The organism is Pseudomonas sp. ICMP 561 (genome assembly GCF_002699985.1).
Classification (GTDB): Bacteria; Pseudomonadota; Gammaproteobacteria; order Pseudomonadales; family Pseudomonadaceae; genus Aquipseudomonas; species Aquipseudomonas quasicaspiana.
Genome location: NZ_LKBT01000003.1, coordinates 187,723 through 210,711, shown reverse-complemented (window position 1 = coordinate 210,711; position 22,989 = coordinate 187,723). Strand labels below are relative to the sequence as shown.

The window sequence follows — 22,989 nt, the reverse complement described above, 5'->3', positions numbered from 1 at the left end:
TGTACCGACCCTTCGCGAATGAATTCGCTCCCGCAGAACCCAGCGTGCCCAGTCAGTTATGCGTTGATTGCCGGGCGCGTCGGAAACCCTCTCTTACAAACCCCATCCCTGCACACCTTGAAACACTCCGCTATCATGCGCGGACTTTTGCGATTCGAGACTGCCATGCGCCGTTTGCTCTGCCTGATGCTGTTGATCCTCGCCCTGCCCGCTACGGGGGCTGGCCTGCTGGACAGCCGTCCGAATGCCACGCTGGGTGGTGCAGCGCTGGATAACAGCAAGGATTTCCTGCCCGTCCGTCAGGCATTTCAGTTAAATCTGATCGACACCACTCCCGAGTCGATCAAGCTGCGTTTCGTCGCCACCGAAGGCTATTACCTTTATCGCCATCGTTTTCAGTTCCGCACCGAACCCGCAGACATCGGCCTGGGCGCTGCGCAGTTGCCGGCTGGCGAGAAGAAGCACGACGAATATTTCGGCGACGTTGAGGTTTACCACGGCATTCTCGACATCGACCTGCCACGCAAACCGGGTGACAACCGACCGTTCACGCTGGTGGTGACCTATCAGGGCTGCGCAGACAAAGGCCTGTGTTATCCACCTGAAACCGAGCGACTGAGTATCGGTGACCCTGCCGTAGCGGCTGACAGCACCGTCCCTGCCCCGTCTGCGGCTACCGCCTGGAGCTGGAAAGAGCTGGCGTTGTTCTTCCTCGCAGGCATAGGCCTGACCTTCACCCCCTGCGTATTGCCTATGCTGCCGATTCTGTCCGGCGTGGTCTTGCGTGGTCAGGTGGGTGGGCTGCGCGGCTTGAGCCTGTCGCTGGCGTACGTGTTGCCAATGGCGATCAGTTTTGCCGCCCTTGGCGCATTGATGGGTATGTTCGGTGCAGGCCTTAACTTACAGGCGCGACTGCAATCTGCCTGGGTGCTTGTGCCGTTCTCGTTGTTCTTCGTGATCTTTGCGATCGCGATGTTCGGCGCTTTCGAGTTGCGTCTGCCCCAAGCTCTCAGTAACCGACTCGATCGCATTGCTGGCAAGACCGAAGGCGGCTCGTTGTGGGGCGCGGCGGTGCTGGGTGTGGTTTCCAGCCTGCTGGTTTCACCTTGCGTGTCTGCACCGCTGGCCGGTGCGCTGCTTTATATAAGCGCCAGCGGCGACGCGCTGGGTGGAGCAATGAAGCTGTTCGCGCTGGGCCTGGGCATGGGTGCTCCGTTACTGCTGGTCGCAACCGGCGGCGCGACCTGGCTACCGAAAAGCGGCCCATGGCTGGTGACAGTTAAAAACGCCATCGGCGTGTTGCTGCTGGGCCTGGCTATCGCCTTGCTCAGTCGCGTATTGCCGGGCCAGATCACGTTGCTGCTGACCGGCCTGCTGGCGGCGGGCGTCGCGCTGTTTCTGGGCACGCTGGAGTTTGGTCCGAAAAGCACTCGCCAACGTCTGGCGCAACTGCTGGGGCTTTTTTTGCTGGTTTATGCCCTGACCTGCTGGTTCGGCGCGTGGAGCGGTCAGACCGACCCAACCCGCCCATTGGGCCGACCACAGGCAACACTGAGCAACAACGGTCCCGCGACCGCTAATACCTCCAACTGGCAGACCATCACCAGTGCAGCCGAACTGGACCGGGTGTTGAGCGAAGCAAAAAATGCAGGTCAGCCTTTGTTGCTCGATTGGTACGCGGACTGGTGTATCAGCTGCAAGGTCATCGAGCATGAAGTATTACCGGATCCCGATGTCATCGCCCAGCTTGAGGGATATCGTCTGATCCGCTTTGACATGACTGACAGCAACGCCGAACAACGCGCCCTGCTGGATCGATACAAGCTGTTTGGCCCGCCTGCGTTGCTGATCTTCGGCAAAAATGGCGAGGAGCGCGGCGATGTTCGCGTCGTCGGCGAAATCGACGCGAAAGGCCTTGTAGAGCGGCTGATTAGAGCAAATGACCAAATCTAATCGTTGAGTCACAAACTTTTCGCGAACTTCGGTAATCGTGCCAGCTATTGCAGTTAACTGGACAGTACATGGATGTTTGCGGCATAGTCGCCGGGCTTTGATGCTCGTAACCATAACAAGGATCATCCGATGGCGACTCTTCTGGTACTGCATGGCCCCAACCTGAACCTGCTTGGAACCCGTGAACCGGGGATCTACGGCGCAGTCACTCTGCCCCAGATCAACCAGGACCTGGAAAAAAGGGCACGTGAAGCCGGCCACCATCTGATGTATCTGCAAAGCAATGCCGAGTACGAATTGATTGATCGTATCCACGCTGCTCGTGATGAAGGCGTGGATTTCATTGTGATCAATCCGGCCGCTTTTACGCACACCAGTGTTGCAATACGTGACGCGTTGCTGGGAGTGAGCATCCCATTCATCGAAGTGCACCTTTCGAACGTGCACAAACGTGAAGCTTTCCGTCATCACTCCTACTTTTCAGATGTTGCTGTAGGGGTGATTTGCGGCCTTGGCGCCAGCGGATACCGAATGGCCCTTGAAGCCGCCCTGGAACAATTGGCCGTCAGTTCGAAGCCATGACCGCACAGCCACAGGCTGCGCTGCATGACCCGAACCACTAACAACTTTTACCCCTGACCGACCTTTGGGAGTTGATGATTAATGGATATCCGTAAAGTCAAGAAACTGATCGAACTGCTGGAAGAGTCCGGCATCGACGAACTGGAGATTCGTGAAGGCGAAGAATCCGTACGGATCAGCCGTCACAGCAAGACTCCAGCACAACCGTACTACGCGCCTGCCCCGGTAGCCGCGCCAGTCGCAGCGCCTGCTGCTCCGGTTGCTGCCGTTGCTGAAGCACCTTCGGCACCGAAACTGAACGGCACCGTTGTCAAATCGCCAATGGTAGGTACGTTCTACCGCACTCCAGCGCCTGGCTCGCCAGCGTTCGTTGAAGTCGGCAAGACCGTCAAGAAAGGCGACACCATCTGCATCGTTGAAGCGATGAAAATGATGAACCACATCGAAGCTGAAGTCAGCGGTGTGATCGAGTCGATCCTGGTAGAAAACGGTCAGCCGGTTGAGTATGACCAGCCGCTGTTCACCATCGTTTGAACCGGGGAGAGCCTGCGATGTTGGAAAAAGTCCTGATCGCCAACCGCGGCGAAATCGCCTTGCGCATCTTGCGTGCCTGTAAAGAACTGGGCATCAAGACCGTCGCGGTCCATTCCACGGCAGACCGTGAGCTGATGCACCTGGGCCTGGCGGACGAAACTGTCTGCATCGGTCCGGCGCCAGCCAACCTGTCGTACCTGAACATCCCGGCCATCATTTCTGCCGCAGAACTGACTGGCGCTACAGCGATTCACCCAGGCTATGGTTTCCTAGCGGAAAACGCCGACTTTGCCGAACAGGTAGAGAAATCCGGCTTCGCGTTCATTGGCCCGAAAGCTGAAACCATCCGCCTGATGGGCGACAAGGTTTCCGCCAAGGACGCCATGAAGCGCGCCAACGTACCGACTGTTCCTGGTTCCGACGGCCCGTTGCCGGAAGACGAAGAAACCGCGCTGCGTATTGGCCGCGAAGTGGGCTATCCGGTGATCATCAAAGCCGCTGGCGGCGGCGGTGGTCGCGGCATGCGCGTTGTGCACAAGGAAGAAGACCTGATCGAAGCGGCCAAGCAGACTCGCGCTGAAGCGGCTGCCTGGTTCAGCAACCCGATGGTCTACCTGGAAAAATACCTGACCAACCCACGTCACGTGGAAGTCCAGGTTATTTCCGACGGTCAGGGCCATGCGATCCACCTGGGCGACCGCGACTGCTCCCTGCAGCGTCGTCACCAGAAGGTTCTGGAAGAAGCCCCGGCACCGTTCATCGATGAGCAAGCCCGTAAAGACGTGTTCGCAGCCTGCGTAAAAGCATGCATCGACATCGGCTACCGTGGCGCTGGCACGTTCGAGTTCCTCTACGAAAACGGTCGTTTCTACTTCATCGAGATGAACACCCGCGTTCAGGTAGAGCACCCGGTTTCGGAAATGGTCACCGGTATCGACATCGTCAAGGAGATGCTCAGCATCGCCGCTGGCAACAAACTGTCGTTTACCCAGGATGACGTTGTCATTCACGGGCACTCGCTGGAATGCCGGATCAACGCTGAAGATCCGAAAACCTTCATTCCAAGCCCAGGCATGGTCAAGCACTTCCACGCGCCAGGCGGCAACGGCGTGCGGGTCGATTCGCACCTGTACAGCGGCTACAAGGTTCCGTCGAACTACGACTCGTTGATCGGCAAGCTGATCACCTGGGGCGCAACCCGCGATGAGGCCATGGCCCGCATGCGCAACGCTCTGGACGAAATCGTGGTCGACGGCATCAAGACCAACATCCCGCTGCACCGTGATCTGACCCGTGATGAAGGCTTCTGCGAAGGCGGCGTCAACATTCACTACCTGGAACACAAGCTGGCTGAACAGAAATAACGTTCATCAGCAAATGTTCTAAGCCTGAAGGCCCCGACTTGTCGGGGCCTTCTCGTTTCCGGGCGTGCAACTGTCATTTCTGACAGTTGTTCCATTGGCCGCAATGGGGCAACCCTGCATCTGCGCATAACGCGCTCATTCATGGAAACCCCATCATGGACAACCAAAGTAAAGACCCGACTCCAGCCTCAGAGAATGGACTGAAAGCAGTGGGTGATTTTCAGTGGAGCCACGTTCACGGCCAGATCGTGGCCGACTCTATCACTGCCGAGTGGCAAGACGGCGCCTGGCTAATCTACGCCAGCAAAGGCAATCCACAGCGCCGCGATTACCAACAATTTCAGCTGCGCATACCCGCTGCAACTGCCGAAACTCCTATTCAGCATCAATTCATTTCCCAGCCAGGGACGCCCGAGCCGGGATTTGTGTACACCTACATCTGGAACAAGCCGACCGGGCCTGATGACTTTGAGGCGATTCGAGTCGGCATGGAGGGCTATGTACATGTAGATTTCGCGCCTGAAGGCCTGCGATTTTCAGGGCGGTTCTTCTACATAACGCCCCTACAAACCAATCTGAATCTTGAAGGAGACGGCACCTACGATTTCAAGGCGTAATGAACACCAGGCCAAATGGCGGACTGGCTGATCCAGATACGTTTGCCAACGAGCAATTACAGCAAACCTGAAGTAAACTTCGCGGCTTTCCTGCTATTTCCATAGGTAACCCGCCATGCCCTGGCTGCAAGTCCGTCTCGCCATCAGTCCTGAACAAGCCGAAACCTACGAAGACGCCCTTCTCGAAGTCGGCGCCGTATCGGTCACGTTCATGGACGCTGAAGATCAACCGATCTTCGAGCCGGAACTCAACACCACGCCGCTGTGGTCGCACACGCATCTGCTGGCATTGTTTGAAGCCGACACTGACGCCGAGCACGTTCTGGCGCACCTGCGCTTGCTGACCGACGCCGAGCTGCCGGAGCACATGAGCGAAGTCATCGAAGATCAGGACTGGGAGCGTAGCTGGATGGATAACTTCCAGCCGATGCGCTTCGGTCAACGTCTGTGGATCGTGCCAAGCTGGCACGCCGCGCCGGAACCGGAAGCGGTCAATCTGCTGCTCGATCCAGGTCTGGCGTTTGGTACTGGAACGCACCCGACCACCGCACTTTGCCTGGAATGGCTCGACGGTCAGGACCTGAACGGTTGCGACCTGCTGGACTTCGGTTGCGGCTCGGGGATTCTGGCCATCGCCGCTCTGCTGCTGGGCGCGAAGCAGGCGGTGGGCACCGACATCGACGTGCAGGCACTGGAAGCATCACGCGATAACGCCGGTCGCAACAATATTGCGCCGGAGCGCTTCGAGCTGTATCTGCCTGAAGACATGCCGCCACAACAGGCCGACGTGCTGGTCGCCAACATTCTTGCCGGTCCGCTGGTCGCCCTGGCGCCGCAACTGGCAACACTGGTTAAAACCGGTGGTCGCCTGGCGCTTTCCGGCATTCTTGCCGAACAGGGCGAAGAAGTTGCCGCTGCCTATGCCGACACCTTCGAGCTGGATCCGATCGCCAACCGTGATGGCTGGGTTCGCATCACTGGCCGTCGCCGTTAGTTAATAGCCGCTTTAACCGGATAGCCGCATGACCGACAGTTTTGTCACCCAGTGCCCGCACTGCCAGACCAGTTTCCGAGTCAGCCACGCACAGTTGAGCGTGGCACGCGGCGTGGTGCGCTGCGGTGCCTGCCTGCAGGTTTTCAATGCTGCAAAGCAACTGCTGGAACAGCGCAGCAATCAGCAGCCAGCTCCGCAACAGGCAGAATTGCCGGTAACGCCCGCGCCCTCTGCTCCGGTAGTCGTTGAAACACTGCCGATTGTGCAAAGCGAGGTGGTTGCAACTCAGCCACCAGCATCCGAGCCCGCTCAGGCTCCGCAGTCATGGCGCGGCAACGCCATGGATCTGGACAATCTGGATCTGGACGAAGAACTCGCCCGTCTTGAACAGCGTGAAATCCAGTTACCCGAGACGTTTGGCAGGGAGTCGTCCCGTAACGATGACTCGGCACTGTCTGCGCGTCGCGATGGCGCACAGACCGATTCTGATGACTGGGTCGACAGCCTGCACAATGACGACGTCAGTCAACTGCCCGAATTGCACGCTGAAGTGATTCCGGAACCCGAAATCCTCTCGGAGACAGAATCCGATTCCCGCGATGGCAGGACCGAACCGTCGTTTTCGCTCATCGACAGCCATCTGGATGACGACGAACCGACGGTCCCCGCTCCGGCTCCACGCAAGACACCGGGCAATGAAAAGCCGCAACGCTTTTCGGCGCTGGATAACGACAGTGACGAGGAGCTGGACGAGCCGCAACCGGAAACTCGTTCACGCCGCGATCGCACCGAGCCCGGCGTGCGGGATCAGGCGCTGCTGGACCTGACCGACGATCCGTTGCAACTGGACTGGCAGCCTCCCAAATCCCGATGGGGCCGCAAACTGGTCTGGACCCTGCTCACCTTGATCGCCCTGGTCGGACTGGCCGGGCAATACGTGTGGTATCACTTCGACGAACTGGCACGTCAGGATCAGTACCGGCCATGGTTCCAGATGATCTGCCCGCAGATCGACTGCAAAGTCCCGTCCAAGGTCGATATCAAACAGCTCAAGAGCAGCAATCTGGTAGTGCGCAGCCATCCCGAGTTCAAAGGCGCGCTGGTTGTCGATGCAATCATCTACAACCGCGCGCCATTTTCTCAGCCATTCCCGCTGCTGGAATTGCGCTTCGCCGACACCAGCGGGCAGTTGATCGCCAGTCGTCGCTTCAAACCCGCTGAATACCTGAGCGGTGAAATCGCCGGGAAAGAAGAGATGCCACCGCAGACGCCGATTCATATCGCGCTGGACATCCTCGATCCGGGCGCCAAAGCCGTGAACTACAGCCTCAGCTTCCGCTCCCCCGAGTAATCGTCCGGCAACAACGAACGACGAAATGAACAGCCGCTGATCGGACGCTATTCACCCCAAAAAACGCCAGCAGCACGTAACGGCAGTGCAGTCGACCGAAAAACCGTGATCTGCCCGGCAACAACTGTTCAGATTTTATCCAATTCAGCCTTTATCCAGTCATCGAGAGCGGGTATCATGCCAACCCTTTTTCTTACTCTGGATTCGGTCTGAAAGGCGCGCAAGCACTTGTCAGGCCGGGCTCGAACGGACCGTGTAGATAACACATTACACACGGTTTGCCATGATTCGGCCCCACAACAGGCACACCTATGTCGGCGGTACGCATCGGTCCGTATACATTGCAGAACGGCTTGATTCTCGCTCCTATGGCGGGCGTCACTGACCAGCCTTTCCGTCAGCTTTGTCGCCAGCTTGGCGCAGGTCTGGTGGTGTCGGAAATGGTCACCAGTGACATGAGCCTGTGGAACAGTCGCAAATCGCGCCTGCGCATGATCCACGAAGGTGATCCCGAGCCACGCTCGGTACAGATCGCCGGTGGTGATCCGCAGATGCTTGCCGATGCAGCGCGCGCCAATGTCGAACTGGGCGCACAGATCATCGACATCAACATGGGCTGCCCGGCCAAGAAGGTCTGTAACAAGGCGGCCGGTTCAGCGTTATTGAAAGACGAACAACTGGTGAGCGAGATCCTGCAGGCCGTTGTCGCCGCAGTCGATGTGCCGGTCACCCTGAAGATTCGTACCGGCTGGGACCGGGACAACAAGAACGGCCTGACAGTGGCGAAAATCGCCGAACAGGCAGGCATTCAGGCCTTGGCCGTTCATGGACGGACCCGCGCCGACCTGTACACCGGTGAAGCCGAATACGACACGATTGCCGCGATCAAGCAGGCCATTTCGATTCCGGTATTTGCCAATGGCGACATTGATTCACCCCAGAAAGCCCGGCATGTGCTGCAAGCCACCGGTGCCGACGGGCTGTTGATTGGACGGGCTGCTCAAGGGCGTCCGTGGATTTTTCGCGAAATAGAACACTACCTGCGCACTGGCGAAATATTGCCGGCGCTGCAGTTGGAGGAAGTGGAACGCATTCTGCTAGAGCATCTGGCAGCGCTTCACGTTTTCTACGGCGATGTGCTGGGCGTGCGAATAGCGCGCAAGCATGTTGGCTGGTATCTCGCAACCTTGCCGGGCGCCAGGGAGTTTCGCGCCCACTTCAATCGTTTGCAAGATACAGAAGCACAGTGCGCCAACGTTCGCGAGTTCTTCAGCGAACGCTACAAAAGCCCGAAAACAGGGCAAGAAGAAGAGGTGGCCGCATGACGATGATGACTGAGACTTTAGTGAGTGGAACGACACCCGTGAGCGACAACGTCAATTTGAAACAGCACCTCAACACGCCGAGCGAAGAGGGCCAGACCCTGCGCGGCAACGTTGAGAAGGCGCTGCACAATTATTTCGCCCACCTTGAAGGTGCTTCCGTCACTGATGTCTACAACCTGGTGTTGTCGGAAGTCGAGGCGCCGCTGCTCGAGTGCGTGATGAACTACGTCAAGGGTAACCAGACGAAAGCGTCAGAGCTGCTGGGCCTGAATCGCGGCACCTTGCGCAAGAAACTCAAGCAGTACGACCTGCTTTAAGCATTCCATACAAAAAAGGCGACCCTTATCGAGGTCGCCTTTTTTGCTGAATCCATTTGCTTTTGCCTTGATGGAAATTGAAATGACCGACCAGACTACCCGCCTGCCGATTCGCCGCGCCTTGATCAGTGTTTCCGACAAGACCGGTATCCTTGAATTTGCCCGTGAACTGGAAGCCCTTGGCGTTGAGATCCTGTCCACTGGCGGCACCTTCAAGCTGTTGCAGGACAATGGCGTCGCAGCGGTAGAAGTCGCTGATTACACCGGCTTCGCAGAAATGATGGACGGCCGGGTCAAAACCCTGCACCCGAAAATCCACGGCGGCATCCTGGGCCGTCGCGGCATCGACGACGCCATCATGAGCGAGCACGGCATCAATCCGATCGATCTGGTTGCGGTGAACCTCTACCCGTTCCAGGCCACGGTTGCCAAACCGGGTTGCGACCTGCCGACTGCCATCGAGAACATCGACATCGGCGGCCCGACCATGGTCCGTTCTGCGGCAAAAAACCATAAAGATGTGGCTATCGTGGTCAATGCCAGCGATTACGGTCAGGTACTGGAAAGCCTCAAGGCTGGCGGTCTGACTTACGCACAGCGTTTCGACCTGATGCTCAAGGCGTTCGAGCACACCGCGGCTTACGACGGCATGATCGCCAACTATCTGGGCAGCATTGACCAGAAGGCCGAGACCCTGAGCACCGAAGGCCGCAGCGAATTCCCGCGCACCTTCAACAGCCAGTTCGTCAAAGCCCAGGAAATGCGCTACGGCGAGAACCCGCACCAGAGCGCGGCGTTCTACGTTGAAGCCAACCCGGCTGAAATCGGTATCGCCACTGCAACCCAATTGCAGGGCAAAGAACTGTCATTCAACAATGTGGCCGACACTGACGCCGCACTGGAATGCGTGAAAAGCTTCGTCAAACCAGCCTGCGTTATCGTCAAGCACGCCAACCCTTGTGGCGTTGCAGTCGCGCTGGACAACGAAGGCGGCATCCGTCAGGCCTACGAACTGGCCTACGCGACCGACACCGAATCTGCATTTGGCGGCATCATTGCCTTCAACCGTGAGCTGGACGCCGAAACGGCCAAGGCCATCGTCGAGCGTCAGTTCGTTGAAGTGATCATTGCCCCGAGCGTCAGCGCCGAAGCACAGGCCATTGTTGCCAGCAAAGCCAACGTGCGCCTGCTAAGCACCGGTCAATGGGCTGCTGAACGTGGCGCCGCGTGGGACTACAAGCGCGTCAATGGCGGCTTGCTGGTTCAGAGCCGTGATATCGGCATGATCACCGCTGATGACCTGAAAGTGGTCACCAAGCGCGCGCCAAGCGAGAAAGAAATCCACGACCTGATCTTCGCCTGGAAAGTGGCCAAGTACGTCAAGTCCAACGCCATCGTCTATGCCAAGAATCGCCAGACCATCGGTGTCGGCGCAGGTCAGATGAGCCGCGTAAACTCGGCCCGCATCGCAGCAATCAAAGCTGAACACGCCGGTTTGCAGGTAGCAGGTGCGGTCATGGCTTCCGACGCATTCTTCCCGTTCCGTGACGGCATCGACAACGCCGCCAAGGTGGGCATCACTGCGGTGATCCAGCCGGGCGGTTCGATGCGTGACAACGAAGTGATTGCGGCGGCTGATGAAGCCGGTATCGCCATGGTATTCACCGGGATGCGGCATTTCAGACACTAAAGTGTCAGCGGCAAGTTTCTAGCTGCAAGCGGCAAGCAAAAGCAGATTTTCGATCCTCTTGCCCGCCCTTGCAGCCTTACTAATTCAAAGCCATGAGCCATGTTAAAAGCCGCACAATCTGCTTTTACTTGCCGCTTTTAGCTTGCAGCTTCTCCGAAGGAGTCTTTCTTTGAACGTATTAATCATTGGCAGTGGTGGCCGCGAACACGCTCTGGCGTGGAAAGTCGCTCAGGACCCACGCGTCGTGAAGGTTTTTGTTGCACCGGGCAATGCCGGGACCGCCATAGAAGCCAAGTGCGAGAACGTCGCTATCGACGTGCTGGCCCTTGAACAACTGGCGGATTTCGCTGAAAAGAACGTCTCCTTGACCATCGTCGGCCCCGAAGTGCCACTGGTTGCCGGTGTGGTTGATCTGTTCCGCAGCCGCAATCTGGACTGCTTCGGCCCTACTGCTGGCGCTGCCCAGCTGGAAGGCTCGAAAGCGTTCACCAAGGATTTCCTGGCACGTCACAAGATCCCGACTGCCGACTATCAGAACTTCACTGAAATCGAGCCAGCGCTGGCCTACCTGCGCGAAAAAGGTGCTCCGATTGTCATCAAGGCCGACGGCCTGGCTGCTGGCAAAGGCGTAATCGTCGCCATGACCCTGGCCGAAGCCGAAGACGCCGTGCGCGACATGCTGGCTGGTAACGCGTTCGGCGAAGCCGGTTCGCGGGTTGTCATCGAAGAGTTCCTTGATGGCGAAGAAGCCAGCTTCATCGTGATGGTCGACGGCAAGAACGTTTTGCCGATGGCCACCAGCCAGGATCACAAACGCGTCGGCGACGGCGACAGTGGCCCGAACACGGGCGGCATGGGTGCTTACTCCCCTGCCCCGGTCGTCACCGCCGAGGTTCACCAGCGCGTGATGGATCTGGTCATCTGGCCGACCGTGCGTGGCATGGCTGACGAAGGTAATGTCTACACCGGCTTCCTGTACGCCGGGCTGATGATCGACAAGGCGGGTAACCCGAAGGTTATCGAGTTCAACTGCCGCTTCGGCGATCCGGAAACCCAACCGGTGATGCTGCGTCTGCAATCGAGTCTGGTCTTGCTGGTGGAAGCTGCTCTGGCCCAGGCGCTGGATAAAGTGGAAGCTCAGTGGGATCCACGCCCGAGTCTGGGCATCGTCCTCGCCGCTGGCGGCTACCCTGGCGATTACGCCAAAGGCGCAGCGATCAAAGGCCTGAATGACGCCGCACAACTGCCGGGTAAAGTGTTCCACGCAGGCACAGCACTGCAAGATGGTCAGGTAGTCACGAGTGGTGGTCGCGTGCTTTGTGCGACTGCATTGGGCGAAACAGTGGGCGATGCACAAAAACACGCCTATGCTCTGGCCGCAAAGGTTGATTGGGAAGGTTGCTTCTATCGCAGTGACATCGGCTATCGCGCCATTGCCCGCGAGCGTGGTGAAGACCTGTAATAAGCCTTCAGCCAGGCTTCGACAGGCCGGGACGAGCGCAACAGCGTTCTCCCGGCCTGTCGGGTCCGGCCGGCCCTCACAGGACTACACGCAAAGATTAAAAATAGAGTTTAGAGTGATCGGGCATTCATCTTACGAAGGGATCTCACCGTGCGCTGGCTCAGGATTGCCAAAGGTTTAACTGTAGGGCTGTTGACCCTGCTCTTCGTGCTGTCGGCGCATGCCCAGCCAAGTGCGGGCTGGTCAACATTGCTCGACACGCAGGCAAACCTGCAATTGAGCGACGTCCGTTCGGCCCGTTATCAGAACCAGCTCAGCCCGACTGACCTCGATCAGGTCACCGCAGCCGATCGCAATAGCGCTCTGTGGCTGCACTATCAGTTGCAACCCGGCGATCACGAACAGCTCCTGCGCATCTTCGCGCCAGACCTTGCCAGCCTGGACCTCTATGTCCTTGAAGGCGACAAACTGCTCAACCATACGCGCACCGGCAACAACGTCGCGCCGCAGAGCGATGTCCTGCGGGCCAGCGACTTCATGCTGCCCATCCCGCAAAGTAACGCCCCTGTGGATATCTATCTACGGCTGGTCTCAACCCAGCAACTTCGGCCGAATATCAGCCTGCAACCGGCAATCAACAGCGCCGCCGATGAGCGCGAGCCGTTTCTGTTTGGCCTGTTGTTCGGCTCGCTGGCGATGCTGATTCTGCAAAATCTGACGCGTTACGCCCACACCCGCTCACGCAGCAACCTGTGGCTCGCGAGCTGTGAAGGATTATTGGCGCTCAGCGCGGCCCTGCTGCTAAACCTGCTGACCCCATGGCTCAAGACCTGGCACATCGCCCAGACACCCGCGGCGCACCTGACCCTGCTGTTCGCTGCACTCGCAGGCCTGATGTACGCGCACTCCTTCTTTGCCCATCGCAATGTCGTCGCACTCAATCGCCTGTTGATGGGCAGTCTGGTGGTCATAGCTCTGGGCTGCCTGCTGATACTGTTCGTCGACACGCTGCCACTCAACGTGATCACGTTTGGACTGGTGACACTCGCGACCGTGGGCATTCTGTTCGTCTCTGCTTACCACTGGCAAAAAGGCTACTGGCCCGCCCGCCTGTTCGTGCTATCGATGGTGACCTTCAACATTGGCTGCCTGGTCATTCTGCCCGCGCTGCTGTGGTTGACCTGGATTTCCCCGCAATGGCTGATCCTCACACTGCTGGCGGTGTTCTGCTTCAGCGGCCTGTTGATGAGCGTGGCAATCAGCGAGCGTCACCGCAGCTTCACCGAAGACAACTTCAGCATCAGCCGTGACAAGGCCGCCAGTACTGCAGAAATCAACGCCAAAGCAGAGTTTCTGGCCAAGATCAGCCATGAAATCCGCACGCCTATGAACGGTGTGCTGGGCATGACCGAACTGCTACTGGGCACTCCGCTGTCGGTCAAACAGCGCGACTACGTGCAGACGATTCACAGCGCAGGCAACGAGCTGCTCAGCCTGATCAACGAAATTCTCGACATCACCAAACTCGAATCGGGTCAGATCGAGCTGGATGATGTGCAATTCGACCTCAGCGCACTGATCGAAGATTGCCTGAATATCTTCCGCGCCAAGGCCGAGCAGCAGGAGGTGGAGCTGATCAGTCTGATTCAGCCACAAGTGCCTCGTGTCATCAGCGGTGACCCGACACGCTTGCGCCAGACCGTCTTGAGCCTGCTGGAAAACGCCCTGAAGAAAACCGACGAGGGCGAAATTCTGGTGGTGGTCGCACTCGACTCACGCGCCGGTAAACCTCGCCTGCGCATTGCCGTGCAGGACAGCGGCGAAGCGCTCTCCAGCGATGAGCGCGAAGCGCTGCTACACGCAGAACTGCACAGCAAGAACTTCCTGGCATCGAGCAAACTGGGCGGGCATCTGGGGCTGGTCATTGCCCGCCAGTTGATCGTACTGATGGGCGGCGAATTCGGTATTCAATCCGGCGGCACTCACGGCAGCACGCTGTGGCTGAGTCTGCCATTGGATGCTAATCGTCTGGAGCAGCCGCCACTGGATCTCGACAGCCCGCTCAAGGGCGCTCGGGTACTGGTGGTCGATGACAACGAAACCTGCCGCAAGGTACTGGTCCAGCAATGCAGCGCCTGGGGCTTGAACGTCAGTGCCGTGTCGTCCGGCAAAGAAGCGCTGGCGCTGTTGCGAACCAAGGCACATTTACGCGATTACTTTGATGTGGTGCTGCTGGACCAGAACATGCCCGGCATGACGGGCATGCAACTGGCCGCCAAGATCAAGGAAGATCCGAGCCTGAACCACGACATCCTGCTGATCATGCTGACCGGCATCAGCAACGCGCCGAGCAAGGTTATCGCCCGCAACGCGGGAATCAAAAGAATTCTGGCCAAACCCGTTGCAGGCTATACCCTCAAGACCACGCTGGCGGACGAACTCACCCAACTGAACAAGGGTGCAACGGCGCATCTGGTGACGCCGATCCAAAACATACCGGTCAAGGTACCCAGCGACTTCCGCATTCTGGTCGCAGAAGATAACAACATCTCCACCAAAGTGATTCGCGGCATGCTGGGCAAACTCAACCTGAACCCGGACACCGCCAGCAACGGCGAAGAGGCATTGCGCGCAATGAAGGCCCAGCGCTATGACCTGGTGCTGATGGACTGCGAGATGCCAATTCTGGATGGCTTCTCTGCCACCGAACAGCTAAGGGCCTGGGAAGTCGGCAATCAACGGGTCAGAACACCGGTGGTAGCGTTGACTGCGCACATTCTTACCGAACACAAGGATCGCGCCCGTCAGGCGGGGATGGATGGTCACATGGCCAAACCCGTGGAGTTGTCCCAACTGCGCGAGCTGGTGGAACACTGGGTCGCGCAACGTGAGAAGGTTCGTACGCTGACCTCGGCCGGTGACCTGTACCAACAAAACTGATCTGCTGTCATCGACGTCTATTGCGCCCTGATAGACTCGCCACGCCTTTATCTGCTGTCGAGCCCAAGCCATGCTCCATGTGTTGTTCAGCGTTTATCTGAAGATGCTGGTGCTTTACAGCCCGTTCTTCGTCCTGTCCTGCTTCATCAGCCTGACGCGTGGCCACTCGCGCAAAGAGCAACGGCGTCTGGCGTGGAAGGTCGCGCTGGCTACCCTGATTTCCAGCGTGCTGCTGTATCTGTTCGGACGGGTGATATTCAGCGTGTTCGGCATCACCGTTGATGCCTTCCGGATTGGCGCGGGCAGCGTGTTGTTCATTTCGGCGCTGGGCATGGCGCAAGGCAAGTCAGCGGTACAGACCGACAATGTTCAGCAGGACGTGACCATCGTGCCGCTGACCATCCCCCTCACTGTCGGCCCCGGCACCATCGGTGCACTGCTGGTAATGGGCGTCAGCCAGCCTCATTGGGATGACAAACTGACCGCCATTGTCAGTATTGCCCTGGCAAGCCTCACAGTGGGCGTCGTGCTTTACATGGCCAATAACATTGAACGCATTCTGGGCGAGCAGGGTTTGCAGATCGTCAGTCGGCTGATGGGGCTGTTTGTCTGTGCGCTGGCGGCGCAGATTATCTTTACCGGGGTCCGGGGCTATCTGGTGCCTTGAGCATCAGGCCTCATATGTTCTGAATGACGAGGCGGGTTACATTCCTCAGTTTCGAACTGATGCTGTCCCGTTGCACAGCATACTGCTCACGATGGAATTCATACACTCCGCCAGTGATGCGCAGTACGATGTCGCGCTCGACTCGCTCGGACAGTCCGAAGATATCCACCTCGGTGTAAGCATTGGCGTGCAGCGCACACAGCATGATCAGGATCCGCCCGTCAGGCGTTTTTTCACAGCCAACCACCTGAAACGTGCGAAGACGACCACTGCCCCGGCCATGCTGGAAAAACAATCGCGCATCCCTGTCGATTCTTACTTTCCTCAGGCTTTGCTGCATGAGCCTGCCAAGGCTGGCCGAGCCTATAGTCCCGTTAACACCGGGAGTGATCCGCTCAAGTTCTTCAGCGTCAGTGATCACCATTGGGTCTTTCACGATGCGAGCCCGCACCGTACTGAATCTCTCCAGCCGGTTGCGGTAATACTCCATCCAGCTGGTCCAGAATTCACTTCGGTCGTAGGTCTGGCTTGCGAAGTAATCGGCGTATCTCAGCAAATCCGATAGATCTTTCTTTTCTTCGCGAGTGATCCCGGCCATGAAGGAAATAAGGTTACTGCCGGCGATGACGGCGTTCGATGTTATCTCGCTCATTGCTCTTGCCCCACTCGAACGGTCAACGTCTTCTTTCGTTCAGCCAAAGCCGATTCGAAAGCGTCCCGGTACAACTCGTAGTGGATATCCAGCAGTTCTGCGGAAAAGAACATGGCGTCAATGTCACCGACAATGAGCGTCGGATCGAGCGACGTCAGTAGCGGATCGTCATCCAGAGGTTGCGCTGTATTGAACGATACCAACGCCGAGTACAGGATATGCTCTGCAGACACAAGGCTGACCTGAAACTGTCGGCTGGACAACGCTATCGATGTTGCATGAGAGATGGGAGCAGTCCCCTCCCTTTGCCTCATCTGTGCCAGCAACGGGCTGGCCAGCGCAGCCAGACCAGGCGCGGCGTCAGGTAACCTGGCCACGTCTGACCGTATAAAAATATCGGTGATCAGCGCCCAGACGTTAAGCCCGGCGGACGTATCCGGCGCAAGGTTATAATTATTCTTAGTGCGCAACCGCCAGCCGAAGGTGGTCATTGCGTCCAGATAGGTTTGCCGCCACCTGGAGTAATCGGTCATGCTCGGCACTTTGTTATCGGCTGCCAGCTGCGTATAAAGTGTCGACTCAAGAATATCCGACTTCACTGTCGACTCAACCCGCCGGTCCAACAGTATAAAATCGTGGGCATTAATATAGGCATCCAGTGCGACATCACACATGGCATTCCTCCTGAATATAAAATAGACGGGGGGCTCACGCCCCCCAGACAACTTCAAATCTTATAGCTGGCTATATCGCGCGATGCTTTTTCACGCAACAAGTTAACAATCTCCGGGCGATGAAAACTGTACTCCTCCTGATCGAGAAACCAGGCAGCCTCTCCACGAGAGATATGGACAGTGGAGCTGTGCCACTCCGTAAACAACACATCCACGGTATTAATCCGCGCGTTGCAACGCAGCGCACCTAATGCAAAATAAACTTCCCCTCGGGACTCAATACACGAACCGATGCAGAAGTTACCTTTGTCGTAGTCGCGAGTATGCCTTTTGAACAGTTCTACTGGCTCATTGTTGACTTGAAGAGCCTCGATGGCGTCCTTTGCAACCTTGGCCAATATCATCGCAGCGGGACCCGGGCCTGCCATTGCCGCAATCGCCGAACCGAGGATTTTCAGCCCGACCTGTTCCATCGTGAAGCGTTGATCGGTGGTCCGGTATTGAGCGTAATCCCAGTGTTCCGGAACCCAGCCCAACCCATTCATGACGCTGTAAAACTTGTTGAACCAGTTTTCGCCCCCTCGCTCCAGACCAAATGCGTTGTCGGCAACGAGCACGGCCAGCAGTACGGTCTTTTTCACGGCATCCTTGTTTTCTCGCGACATCCCCGCGACGAACCCCAGAATAGTGTTGGCAACCACGGCCCCCTCATCGTTCTTCGGGTCCAGGTCCAGCGCCCGCGTCATTCGTGCACGGTTCATGACGACCGGTGAAGCCGTATCGAGGTCCAGGCCTCGTACAAAACTGATCCGTTCAGCTGGAGTTTGACGAAAGTCCAATGCATCATTCATAAAAAATTCCTTTTAATTAACGACTCGTCCACGAGTTCGCATTCAGTTCATACGGACTGACAAGGCAAAACTTCACCTCGCCTGCCTAAGGCCAAAATATAATGGGAAGTCTGTTCAGAAGCGGTAACAACCAAGTAGTCAAACTTATAACAACCGCAACATCGAGACTGCACACCCAGCCTAGATAAGTCATTTACCGATAGCAACCGGCGATGATCCATGACAAATAATTTATTACACTGGCAACTGGCAGCAAACAGGGCTTGATGCCCAAGCACTTACTTACTCACAAGAACTTTCAGACAGGACAAGTTATAGAAAGCCAGTCAGAAGTCGTATATTCCTACAGAGAATGAATACATAAAGGAAATGGAAAATAGTGGTCCGGACACTGGAACATAGCGCCTGCCTCTTAAGGAAGTGATTTGGCGAACAGGAAGCTGCTGTCGGCAGCCCCCGATCTAGTGTCGGGATGCTGCCACACTCGACTGCCTGAGTTAGCTCGTCGGCTTTCCGCCATACCAACGCGGCGTGTAAACCCACTGACCGCCATCTGCCCGGGCAAATGTGCAGGTCGTCGAAGAGCCAATCAGCACCATGGTGCGCATGTCCACCTGATCAGGTGTCAGCTCGCCCAGCGTAATAATCCGCAAGGTTTGCCCCGGGCGACCTATATCTCGCCCCAGCGTGACGGGCGTTTCAGGCGTGCGGTGCTGGCGGACGATTTCCAGCGCGCGCCCCAGCTGCCAAGGACGGGAGCGGGAAATCGGGTTGTAGAAGGCCAGCGCCAGATCAGCCTGAGAGGCCAGATCCAGACGCTTTTCGATGATATCCCACGGCTTGAGATTGTCCGAGAGCGACATCACGCAGAAGTCATGGCCCAACGGCGCCCCTGCCTGAGCGGCGGTTGCCAGCGACGCGGAGACTCCGGGCAGGATTTCCAGCTCAACGTTGTGCCAATCGGCATCGATCGATTCGTGCAGCGCTTCCAGCACCGCTGCGGCCATGGCAAACACACCGGGGTCGCCGGATGACACGACCACGACTGAGCGCCCGGAAGCTGCCAGTTCGAAGGCATGTCGGGCGCGCTGCATTTCTTCACGGTTATCGGTGCAGTGCATGACCTGATCAGCCCGAAACGGCCCGGCCATGCGCACATAGGTTTCGTAACCCAGGATGTCATTGGCCCGCGCCAGTTCGGCCTTGACGGCGGGCACCATCAGCTCTGCGGCACCCGGCCCAAGGCCGATAACGGCAAGCCTGCCGCGACCCTTGCCAATCTTTTCAACATCCACCGGTTGAGGGGCGACAGTAATTGCCAATCCGTCATTGACGCTGATCGGAGGCAACAATTGCGGCACGGCCTGCGCCGCCATATCAACCGCGCAAGCCGCTGGAACAAAGCGCAGTGGCACATCCAGCTCAATGGCAGCCTGATGCAGCAACGGGTCGGCCATCTGTGAATCAGCCGCCAGCAGGCACGCCAGCGACTGGATAGCGATACCCGCATCGTGCAGCGCAGCCCGGATGCCAACAGCCAGCTCAGTGCTGATTACCGTTACAGCCACCGCTACGCTGCGCGGGTAGATCAGCAGTTCATTGGCCGACGGCTCACGCTCGGCGCAACTGACGTGAATTGCCAATTGCGCCTGCTCGTCCTCCGGCAGTTTTGCATCGGCCAGCCAGGGCGCAGAACCTTCAATGCGTACGCTTTCTCCGGAGAGCAAATCGGAGACAAAACGCTTGCCCAGTTCCAGGTCACCCAGCGCATAGCCGATTGGGGGATTGAGCAGACACGTGCCGAAACGCAATTCGCCACTGGTGGTGATTGCAGGAGCAATGCCCAGACCTGCGGCAATTTCCCGTGCCATGACATTCACGCCGCCAAGGCCACCCAGCAAAGGCACGACGGCGCTGCCGTCTTCAGCGATGGCAAGCACGCCGGGTTCAGCGCCTTTTTCCAGCAGCAACGGTGCGAGCGTGCGAATCACGATACCCGCCGCACACAGGGCAATGATCGGCGTGTTCTGTTGATAGAACTGACGCAAGGTTGCGCCAAATTCACTGTAGGTCCGGTCCGCGCCCTGTACTCGATCAATCAAGCCGTAAATCAGCGAGTCCGGATAGAGCTGCTGAATGCGTCGGGCAGTCGCCAGGCTGCCATTGCCCAGAATCACAATGGCTGGAATGTTGTGCGCCATCAGCCCTGCCACCTTTCGCCAGGAACAATGATCAGCGAGAAGTACGGCGAAGACATCGGCACCACTTCATCCAGCGGTACGATTTTCTGATTCGCCATGGTGGCGCGCTCAACGTACAGCGCCCGCTCTGCAAGGCCTAACTCTTCCAGCACCTGGCGGACTTTCGGGAAGTTGCGACCCAGCTTCATGATCACCGCTGCGTCGGCATCCGCCAGTTTGCGCTTGAGTTCTTCATGGGGCAGCACGCCCGACAAGACCGACAGGCTCTGGTTGCGATACACCAGCGGCGCGCCCAACACCGATGCGCCCCCCAGCATCGAACAGACCCCCGGTATGACCTGAGCTTCGTATTTATCGGCAAGGCGATCGTGCAAGTACATGTAGGAACCGTAGAAGAACGGATCGCCTTCGCAGATCACCGCCACGTCACGACCAGCGTCCAGATGGGCCGCCACATCAAAACTGGCCTCATCGTAGAAATCACTGATGACTTTTTCGTAGGACATTGGCGCAGGCAGCGCTTCGGTTGTCACCGGGTAGACCAGCGGCATCAAGGTCTGGGCGTCCTGCAAATGGCCTTCGATGATGCCGAACGCGTTGCCCTTCTTGCCCTTGGCCACGAAGTACGCAACCACTGGCGACTCACGCAACAAGCGCAGGGCTTTGACGGTAATCAGCTCGGGGTCGCCAGGGCCGACGCCCAGGCCAATCAATCGACCGCGTGCCTGCATCATTCGATCTCCGTGGCCAGTGCGTTGAGGGCAGCCACGGCCATGGCACTGCCGCCACGACGCCCCTGCATGATCACGAACGGTACGCCACGACTGTCGGCGGCAAGCATGGCCTTGGATTCGGCCGCCCCGACGAAACCGACCGGGAAGCCGAGAATCAGGGCCGGTTTAGGCGCGCCCGCATCAAGCATTTCCAGCAGATAGAACAAGGCGGTCGGCGCATTGCCGATCACCACGACGCTGCCCTCAAGATGTTCACGCCAGTGCTCCAGCGCTACGGCGGAACGAGTGTTACCCAGCTCCAGAGCCAACTCCCGCACACCCTCATCGTGCAATGTGCAAATGATCTGATTGTTGGCAGGCAGGCGAGTACGCGTGATGCCCTCGGACACCATGCGCGCATCGCACAGGATCGGCGCACCAGCGGCCAGCGCGTCGCGCCCGGCCTTGCCAGCACCTTCCGAGAAACGCAGGTCTTCGATGACCTCAACCATGCCGCAGGCATGGATCACGCGCACGGCGAGTTTTTCCAGGTCGGCAGGGATCGTATCCAGGCGCGCTTCCGCACGAATGATCGCGAAGGAGTTGCGATAAATCTCCTGACCATCGCGGATGTAATCAATCATGGGTACTGCTCCGTGAGTCGGCGATCAACAATGCGCCGGCTGCTTCAATAGTGAGGTCACGCGCTTGCAGGGCACCGAAACCGGGCTGCGCTGCATCGCGAAAATAAAGGTCATAGTGGCCGGGAGAAACCGCCAGTAACGTCACCGAGGCCCGATGCGCCGCTGCACACGAACGCTTGCAGGCCGAAAGATGTACTGGTCGGCTGACTCCGCTGCGTTGCAATTGCCCGGCCAGCAACCTTGCATCGGCCTTGGTGTCAGCCAGTCCCTTGGCGCAATCGGTCGAACCGGTGCAGGCGATGATCTGCGCCAACGGCTGATCGGCGGAGCACAACAGCCCGGCGTCCTGCAACGCCGACAGCACCTGTGCACCCTGTCCGCTCGGGATATTCGGCAACAGCACGCTTTGCCAAGGGGTCAGGCGCAAGCTGCCATCGCCGAACCCGGTCGCCAGTTGCGCAACAGCGTTCAGCATCGCCGGATCAATGCGCCCTAATGGCACAGCACCGCCTACTGCTACCAGGCCGGTTTGCCGCTGTGGATAAATTCCCAAGTGCTGGTTCGGGCTGATTGCAGGACGACGCCAGGTGGTCACTTTTTGATCAGCTCGCAGTTCAACACTCAGACGCAGCTGTAATTGTTCAAGCAATTGCTGCGCCGAAACTTCCTCCAACAGATGTCGCATGCGCACCTGCTCGGGACGCGCCAGATCCAGAAACAGCTCCAGAACCGCCAATACCAGCTCCAGCCCGCTAGCCACCGGAACCGCTGCCAAGGGCGAACTTTGAGCAGGACAACCCGCAAGACCGAAGCCCAGCATGATATCGCCGTCCACGTTGAACGCCGACAGCCACAGATCATGGGGGTGTTCGAGCATCACCATACCTTCGCCGCCGTCCAGAGACAGGGCGAACTTGGGCGACAGGTCATGAAAGCGCGGATTGCTTTCCAGCGCAGCCAGAATCTGCGCGGCCAAAGGTCGCACGTCCAGCAGCATCTGTGGGTCCAGGCCCGCCACGGGGCTGAGCATCAGGTTACGCACGTCATCGCTGTCGGGGTTGTTCGGGCCGAGCCCGGCCCCGAGCAGCGTGTCGATGAGTTGCGCCTGTTGCTCACCAATGCCGCGAATCTGCAGGTTGGCGCGATTAGTGGCTTCGATCACGCCATGGGCGTAGGCGTGCGCCGCCTGTGCAACGGCGTTAGCCTGAGCCGCGTTGAGCGAGCCGCCTGCCAGCTTGATCCGGCAGATGCCGCCATCCAGTGCCGGGACGATACGCAGCAACCCCGGACAAGCCGAGGGGCGTAAGGACGTTAGAGGCGTGCGAGCGAACTTCGGCTCGGTCAATGGATCACCATCAATTGGTTTGAATAGGCACTTGTGTCTATCAGGCGCGGTATTATGCCTGCTTTGTCCGCAGGCATGAAAAGCCGCTCTGTCGGAAGATCGGATTGAGGTAC

At 58.1% G+C, this 22,989-nt stretch carries 20 protein-coding genes; 13 read left to right on the top strand and 7 right to left on the bottom strand.

Annotated elements, in window-relative coordinates; all coding sequences use genetic code 11:
- The first annotated feature begins 165 nt into the window (after window positions 1-165).
- From AO242_RS04450 to AO242_RS04390, 13 genes are all read left to right on the top strand, one after another.
- On the top strand, window positions 166-1,953 hold the full coding sequence (locus AO242_RS04450; protein ID WP_257153371.1) for a protein-disulfide reductase DsbD: 1,788 nt from the start codon (window positions 166-168) through the stop codon (window positions 1,951-1,953).
- A gap of 129 nt (window positions 1,954-2,082) precedes the next feature.
- Window positions 2,083-2,535 (top strand): type II 3-dehydroquinate dehydratase, encoded by a 453-nt coding sequence (gene aroQ, locus AO242_RS04445; protein ID WP_095101818.1) that lies wholly within the window; start codon window positions 2,083-2,085, stop codon window positions 2,533-2,535.
- A gap of 81 nt (window positions 2,536-2,616) precedes the next feature.
- Window positions 2,617-3,069, top strand: coding sequence for an acetyl-CoA carboxylase biotin carboxyl carrier protein (gene accB / locus AO242_RS04440; RefSeq protein ID WP_099267830.1), 453 nt, complete (start codon window positions 2,617-2,619; stop codon window positions 3,067-3,069).
- 17 nt (window positions 3,070-3,086) lie between these two features.
- Entirely contained in the window at window positions 3,087-4,433 is a 1,347-nt protein-coding gene (gene accC, locus AO242_RS04435) for an acetyl-CoA carboxylase biotin carboxylase subunit (protein WP_095101822.1), read from the top strand.
- Between the two features lie 155 nt (window positions 4,434-4,588).
- Complete coding sequence (locus AO242_RS04430; protein ID WP_099267829.1) at window positions 4,589-5,050, top strand: hypothetical protein; 462 nt, start codon at window positions 4,589-4,591, stop codon at window positions 5,048-5,050.
- Between the two features lie 115 nt (window positions 5,051-5,165).
- Window positions 5,166-6,044 (top strand): 50S ribosomal protein L11 methyltransferase, encoded by an 879-nt coding sequence (prmA, locus tag AO242_RS04425; RefSeq protein WP_027901365.1) that lies wholly within the window; start codon window positions 5,166-5,168, stop codon window positions 6,042-6,044.
- A gap of 28 nt (window positions 6,045-6,072) precedes the next feature.
- Window positions 6,073-7,395, top strand: a complete 1,323-nt coding sequence (locus AO242_RS04420; protein ID WP_099267828.1) for a DUF3426 domain-containing protein — start codon at window positions 6,073-6,075, stop codon at window positions 7,393-7,395.
- Window positions 7,396-7,706: 311 nt separating this feature from the next.
- Complete coding sequence (gene dusB, locus AO242_RS04415) at window positions 7,707-8,720, top strand: tRNA dihydrouridine synthase DusB (protein WP_027901363.1); 1,014 nt, start codon at window positions 7,707-7,709, stop codon at window positions 8,718-8,720.
- Window positions 8,717-9,037 (top strand): DNA-binding transcriptional regulator Fis, encoded by a 321-nt coding sequence (fis, locus tag AO242_RS04410; RefSeq protein WP_027901362.1) that lies wholly within the window; start codon window positions 8,717-8,719, stop codon window positions 9,035-9,037. Before dusB ends, fis begins: the two co-directional genes overlap by 4 nt.
- A gap of 82 nt (window positions 9,038-9,119) precedes the next feature.
- Window positions 9,120-10,727, top strand: a complete 1,608-nt coding sequence (gene purH, locus AO242_RS04405) for a bifunctional phosphoribosylaminoimidazolecarboxamide formyltransferase/IMP cyclohydrolase (protein WP_027901361.1) — start codon at window positions 9,120-9,122, stop codon at window positions 10,725-10,727.
- Window positions 10,728-10,896: 169 nt separating this feature from the next.
- Window positions 10,897-12,189 (top strand): phosphoribosylamine--glycine ligase, encoded by a 1,293-nt coding sequence (gene purD / locus AO242_RS04400; protein WP_099267827.1) that lies wholly within the window; start codon window positions 10,897-10,899, stop codon window positions 12,187-12,189.
- Window positions 12,190-12,339: 150 nt separating this feature from the next.
- Entirely contained in the window at window positions 12,340-15,129 is a 2,790-nt protein-coding gene (locus AO242_RS04395) for a hybrid sensor histidine kinase/response regulator (RefSeq protein WP_099267826.1), read from the top strand.
- A 70-nt stretch (window positions 15,130-15,199) separates the two neighbouring features.
- Entirely contained in the window at window positions 15,200-15,796 is a 597-nt protein-coding gene (locus AO242_RS04390; protein WP_087269679.1) for a MarC family protein, read from the top strand.
- A gap of 10 nt (window positions 15,797-15,806) precedes the next feature.
- Here the strand turns inward: AO242_RS04390 and AO242_RS04385 are convergent, their stop codons facing one another.
- The 7 genes from AO242_RS04385 to cobG form a co-directional block, all read right to left on the bottom strand.
- Window positions 15,807-16,448, bottom strand: a complete 642-nt coding sequence (locus tag AO242_RS04385) for a hypothetical protein (protein WP_099267825.1) — start codon at window positions 16,446-16,448, stop codon at window positions 15,807-15,809.
- On the bottom strand, window positions 16,445-17,122 hold the full coding sequence (locus AO242_RS04380) for a hypothetical protein (protein ID WP_099267824.1): 678 nt from the start codon (window positions 17,120-17,122) through the stop codon (window positions 16,445-16,447). The genes AO242_RS04385 and AO242_RS04380 overlap by 4 nt, the downstream gene beginning before the upstream one ends.
- Window positions 17,123-17,175: 53 nt before the next feature.
- Entirely contained in the window at window positions 17,176-17,973 is a 798-nt protein-coding gene (locus AO242_RS04375; protein ID WP_099267823.1) for a hypothetical protein, read from the bottom strand.
- Window positions 17,974-18,470: 497 nt separating this feature from the next.
- A complete protein-coding gene (gene cobJ / locus AO242_RS04370; RefSeq protein WP_099267822.1) occupies window positions 18,471-20,174 on the bottom strand; it encodes a precorrin-3B C(17)-methyltransferase in 1,704 nt (567 codons plus the stop codon).
- Window positions 20,174-20,908 (bottom strand): precorrin-2 C(20)-methyltransferase, encoded by a 735-nt coding sequence (locus AO242_RS04365; protein ID WP_373562190.1) that lies wholly within the window; start codon window positions 20,906-20,908, stop codon window positions 20,174-20,176. The genes cobJ and AO242_RS04365 overlap by 1 nt, the downstream gene beginning before the upstream one ends.
- Window positions 20,905-21,531 carry a precorrin-8X methylmutase gene (locus AO242_RS04360; protein ID WP_027901353.1) on the bottom strand — a complete coding sequence of 209 codons (627 nt, stop codon included), beginning with the start codon at window positions 21,529-21,531 and terminating at the stop codon, window positions 20,905-20,907. The genes AO242_RS04365 and AO242_RS04360 overlap by 4 nt, the downstream gene beginning before the upstream one ends.
- Window positions 21,524-22,876 carry a precorrin-3B synthase gene (cobG, locus tag AO242_RS04355; RefSeq protein WP_099267821.1) on the bottom strand — a complete coding sequence of 451 codons (1,353 nt, stop codon included), beginning with the start codon at window positions 22,874-22,876 and terminating at the stop codon, window positions 21,524-21,526. The genes AO242_RS04360 and cobG overlap by 8 nt, the downstream gene beginning before the upstream one ends.
- Window positions 22,877-22,989 lie beyond the last annotated feature (113 nt).

Excerpts from the sequence above, each read along its gene's own strand:
- AO242_RS04450 (WP_257153371.1), top strand. The coding sequence starts at position 166 with ATGCGCCGTTTGCTCTGCCTGATGCTGTTGATCCTCGCCCTGCCCGCT.
- aroQ (WP_095101818.1), top strand. The coding sequence starts at position 2,083 with ATGGCGACTCTTCTGGTACTGCATGGCCCCAACCTGAACCTGCTTGGA.
- accB (WP_099267830.1), top strand. The coding sequence starts at position 2,617 with ATGGATATCCGTAAAGTCAAGAAACTGATCGAACTGCTGGAAGAGTCC.
- accC (WP_095101822.1), top strand. The coding sequence starts at position 3,087 with ATGTTGGAAAAAGTCCTGATCGCCAACCGCGGCGAAATCGCCTTGCGC.
- AO242_RS04430 (WP_099267829.1), top strand. The coding sequence starts at position 4,589 with ATGGACAACCAAAGTAAAGACCCGACTCCAGCCTCAGAGAATGGACTG.
- prmA (WP_027901365.1), top strand. The coding sequence starts at position 5,166 with ATGCCCTGGCTGCAAGTCCGTCTCGCCATCAGTCCTGAACAAGCCGAA.
- AO242_RS04420 (WP_099267828.1), top strand. The coding sequence starts at position 6,073 with ATGACCGACAGTTTTGTCACCCAGTGCCCGCACTGCCAGACCAGTTTC.
- dusB (WP_027901363.1), top strand. The coding sequence starts at position 7,707 with ATGTCGGCGGTACGCATCGGTCCGTATACATTGCAGAACGGCTTGATT.
- fis (WP_027901362.1), top strand. The coding sequence starts at position 8,717 with ATGACGATGATGACTGAGACTTTAGTGAGTGGAACGACACCCGTGAGC.
- purH (WP_027901361.1), top strand. The coding sequence starts at position 9,120 with ATGACCGACCAGACTACCCGCCTGCCGATTCGCCGCGCCTTGATCAGT.
- AO242_RS04390 (WP_087269679.1), top strand. The coding sequence starts at position 15,200 with ATGCTCCATGTGTTGTTCAGCGTTTATCTGAAGATGCTGGTGCTTTAC.
- AO242_RS04385 (WP_099267825.1), bottom strand. The coding sequence starts at position 16,448 with ATGAGCGAGATAACATCGAACGCCGTCATCGCCGGCAGTAACCTTATT.
- AO242_RS04380 (WP_099267824.1), bottom strand. The coding sequence starts at position 17,122 with ATGTGTGATGTCGCACTGGATGCCTATATTAATGCCCACGATTTTATA.
- AO242_RS04375 (WP_099267823.1), bottom strand. The coding sequence starts at position 17,973 with ATGAATGATGCATTGGACTTTCGTCAAACTCCAGCTGAACGGATCAGT.
- cobJ (WP_099267822.1), bottom strand. The coding sequence starts at position 20,174 with ATGGCGCACAACATTCCAGCCATTGTGATTCTGGGCAATGGCAGCCTG.
- AO242_RS04365 (WP_373562190.1), bottom strand. The coding sequence starts at position 20,908 with ATGATGCAGGCACGCGGTCGATTGATTGGCCTGGGCGTCGGCCCTGGC.
- AO242_RS04360 (WP_027901353.1), bottom strand. The coding sequence starts at position 21,531 with ATGATTGATTACATCCGCGATGGTCAGGAGATTTATCGCAACTCCTTC.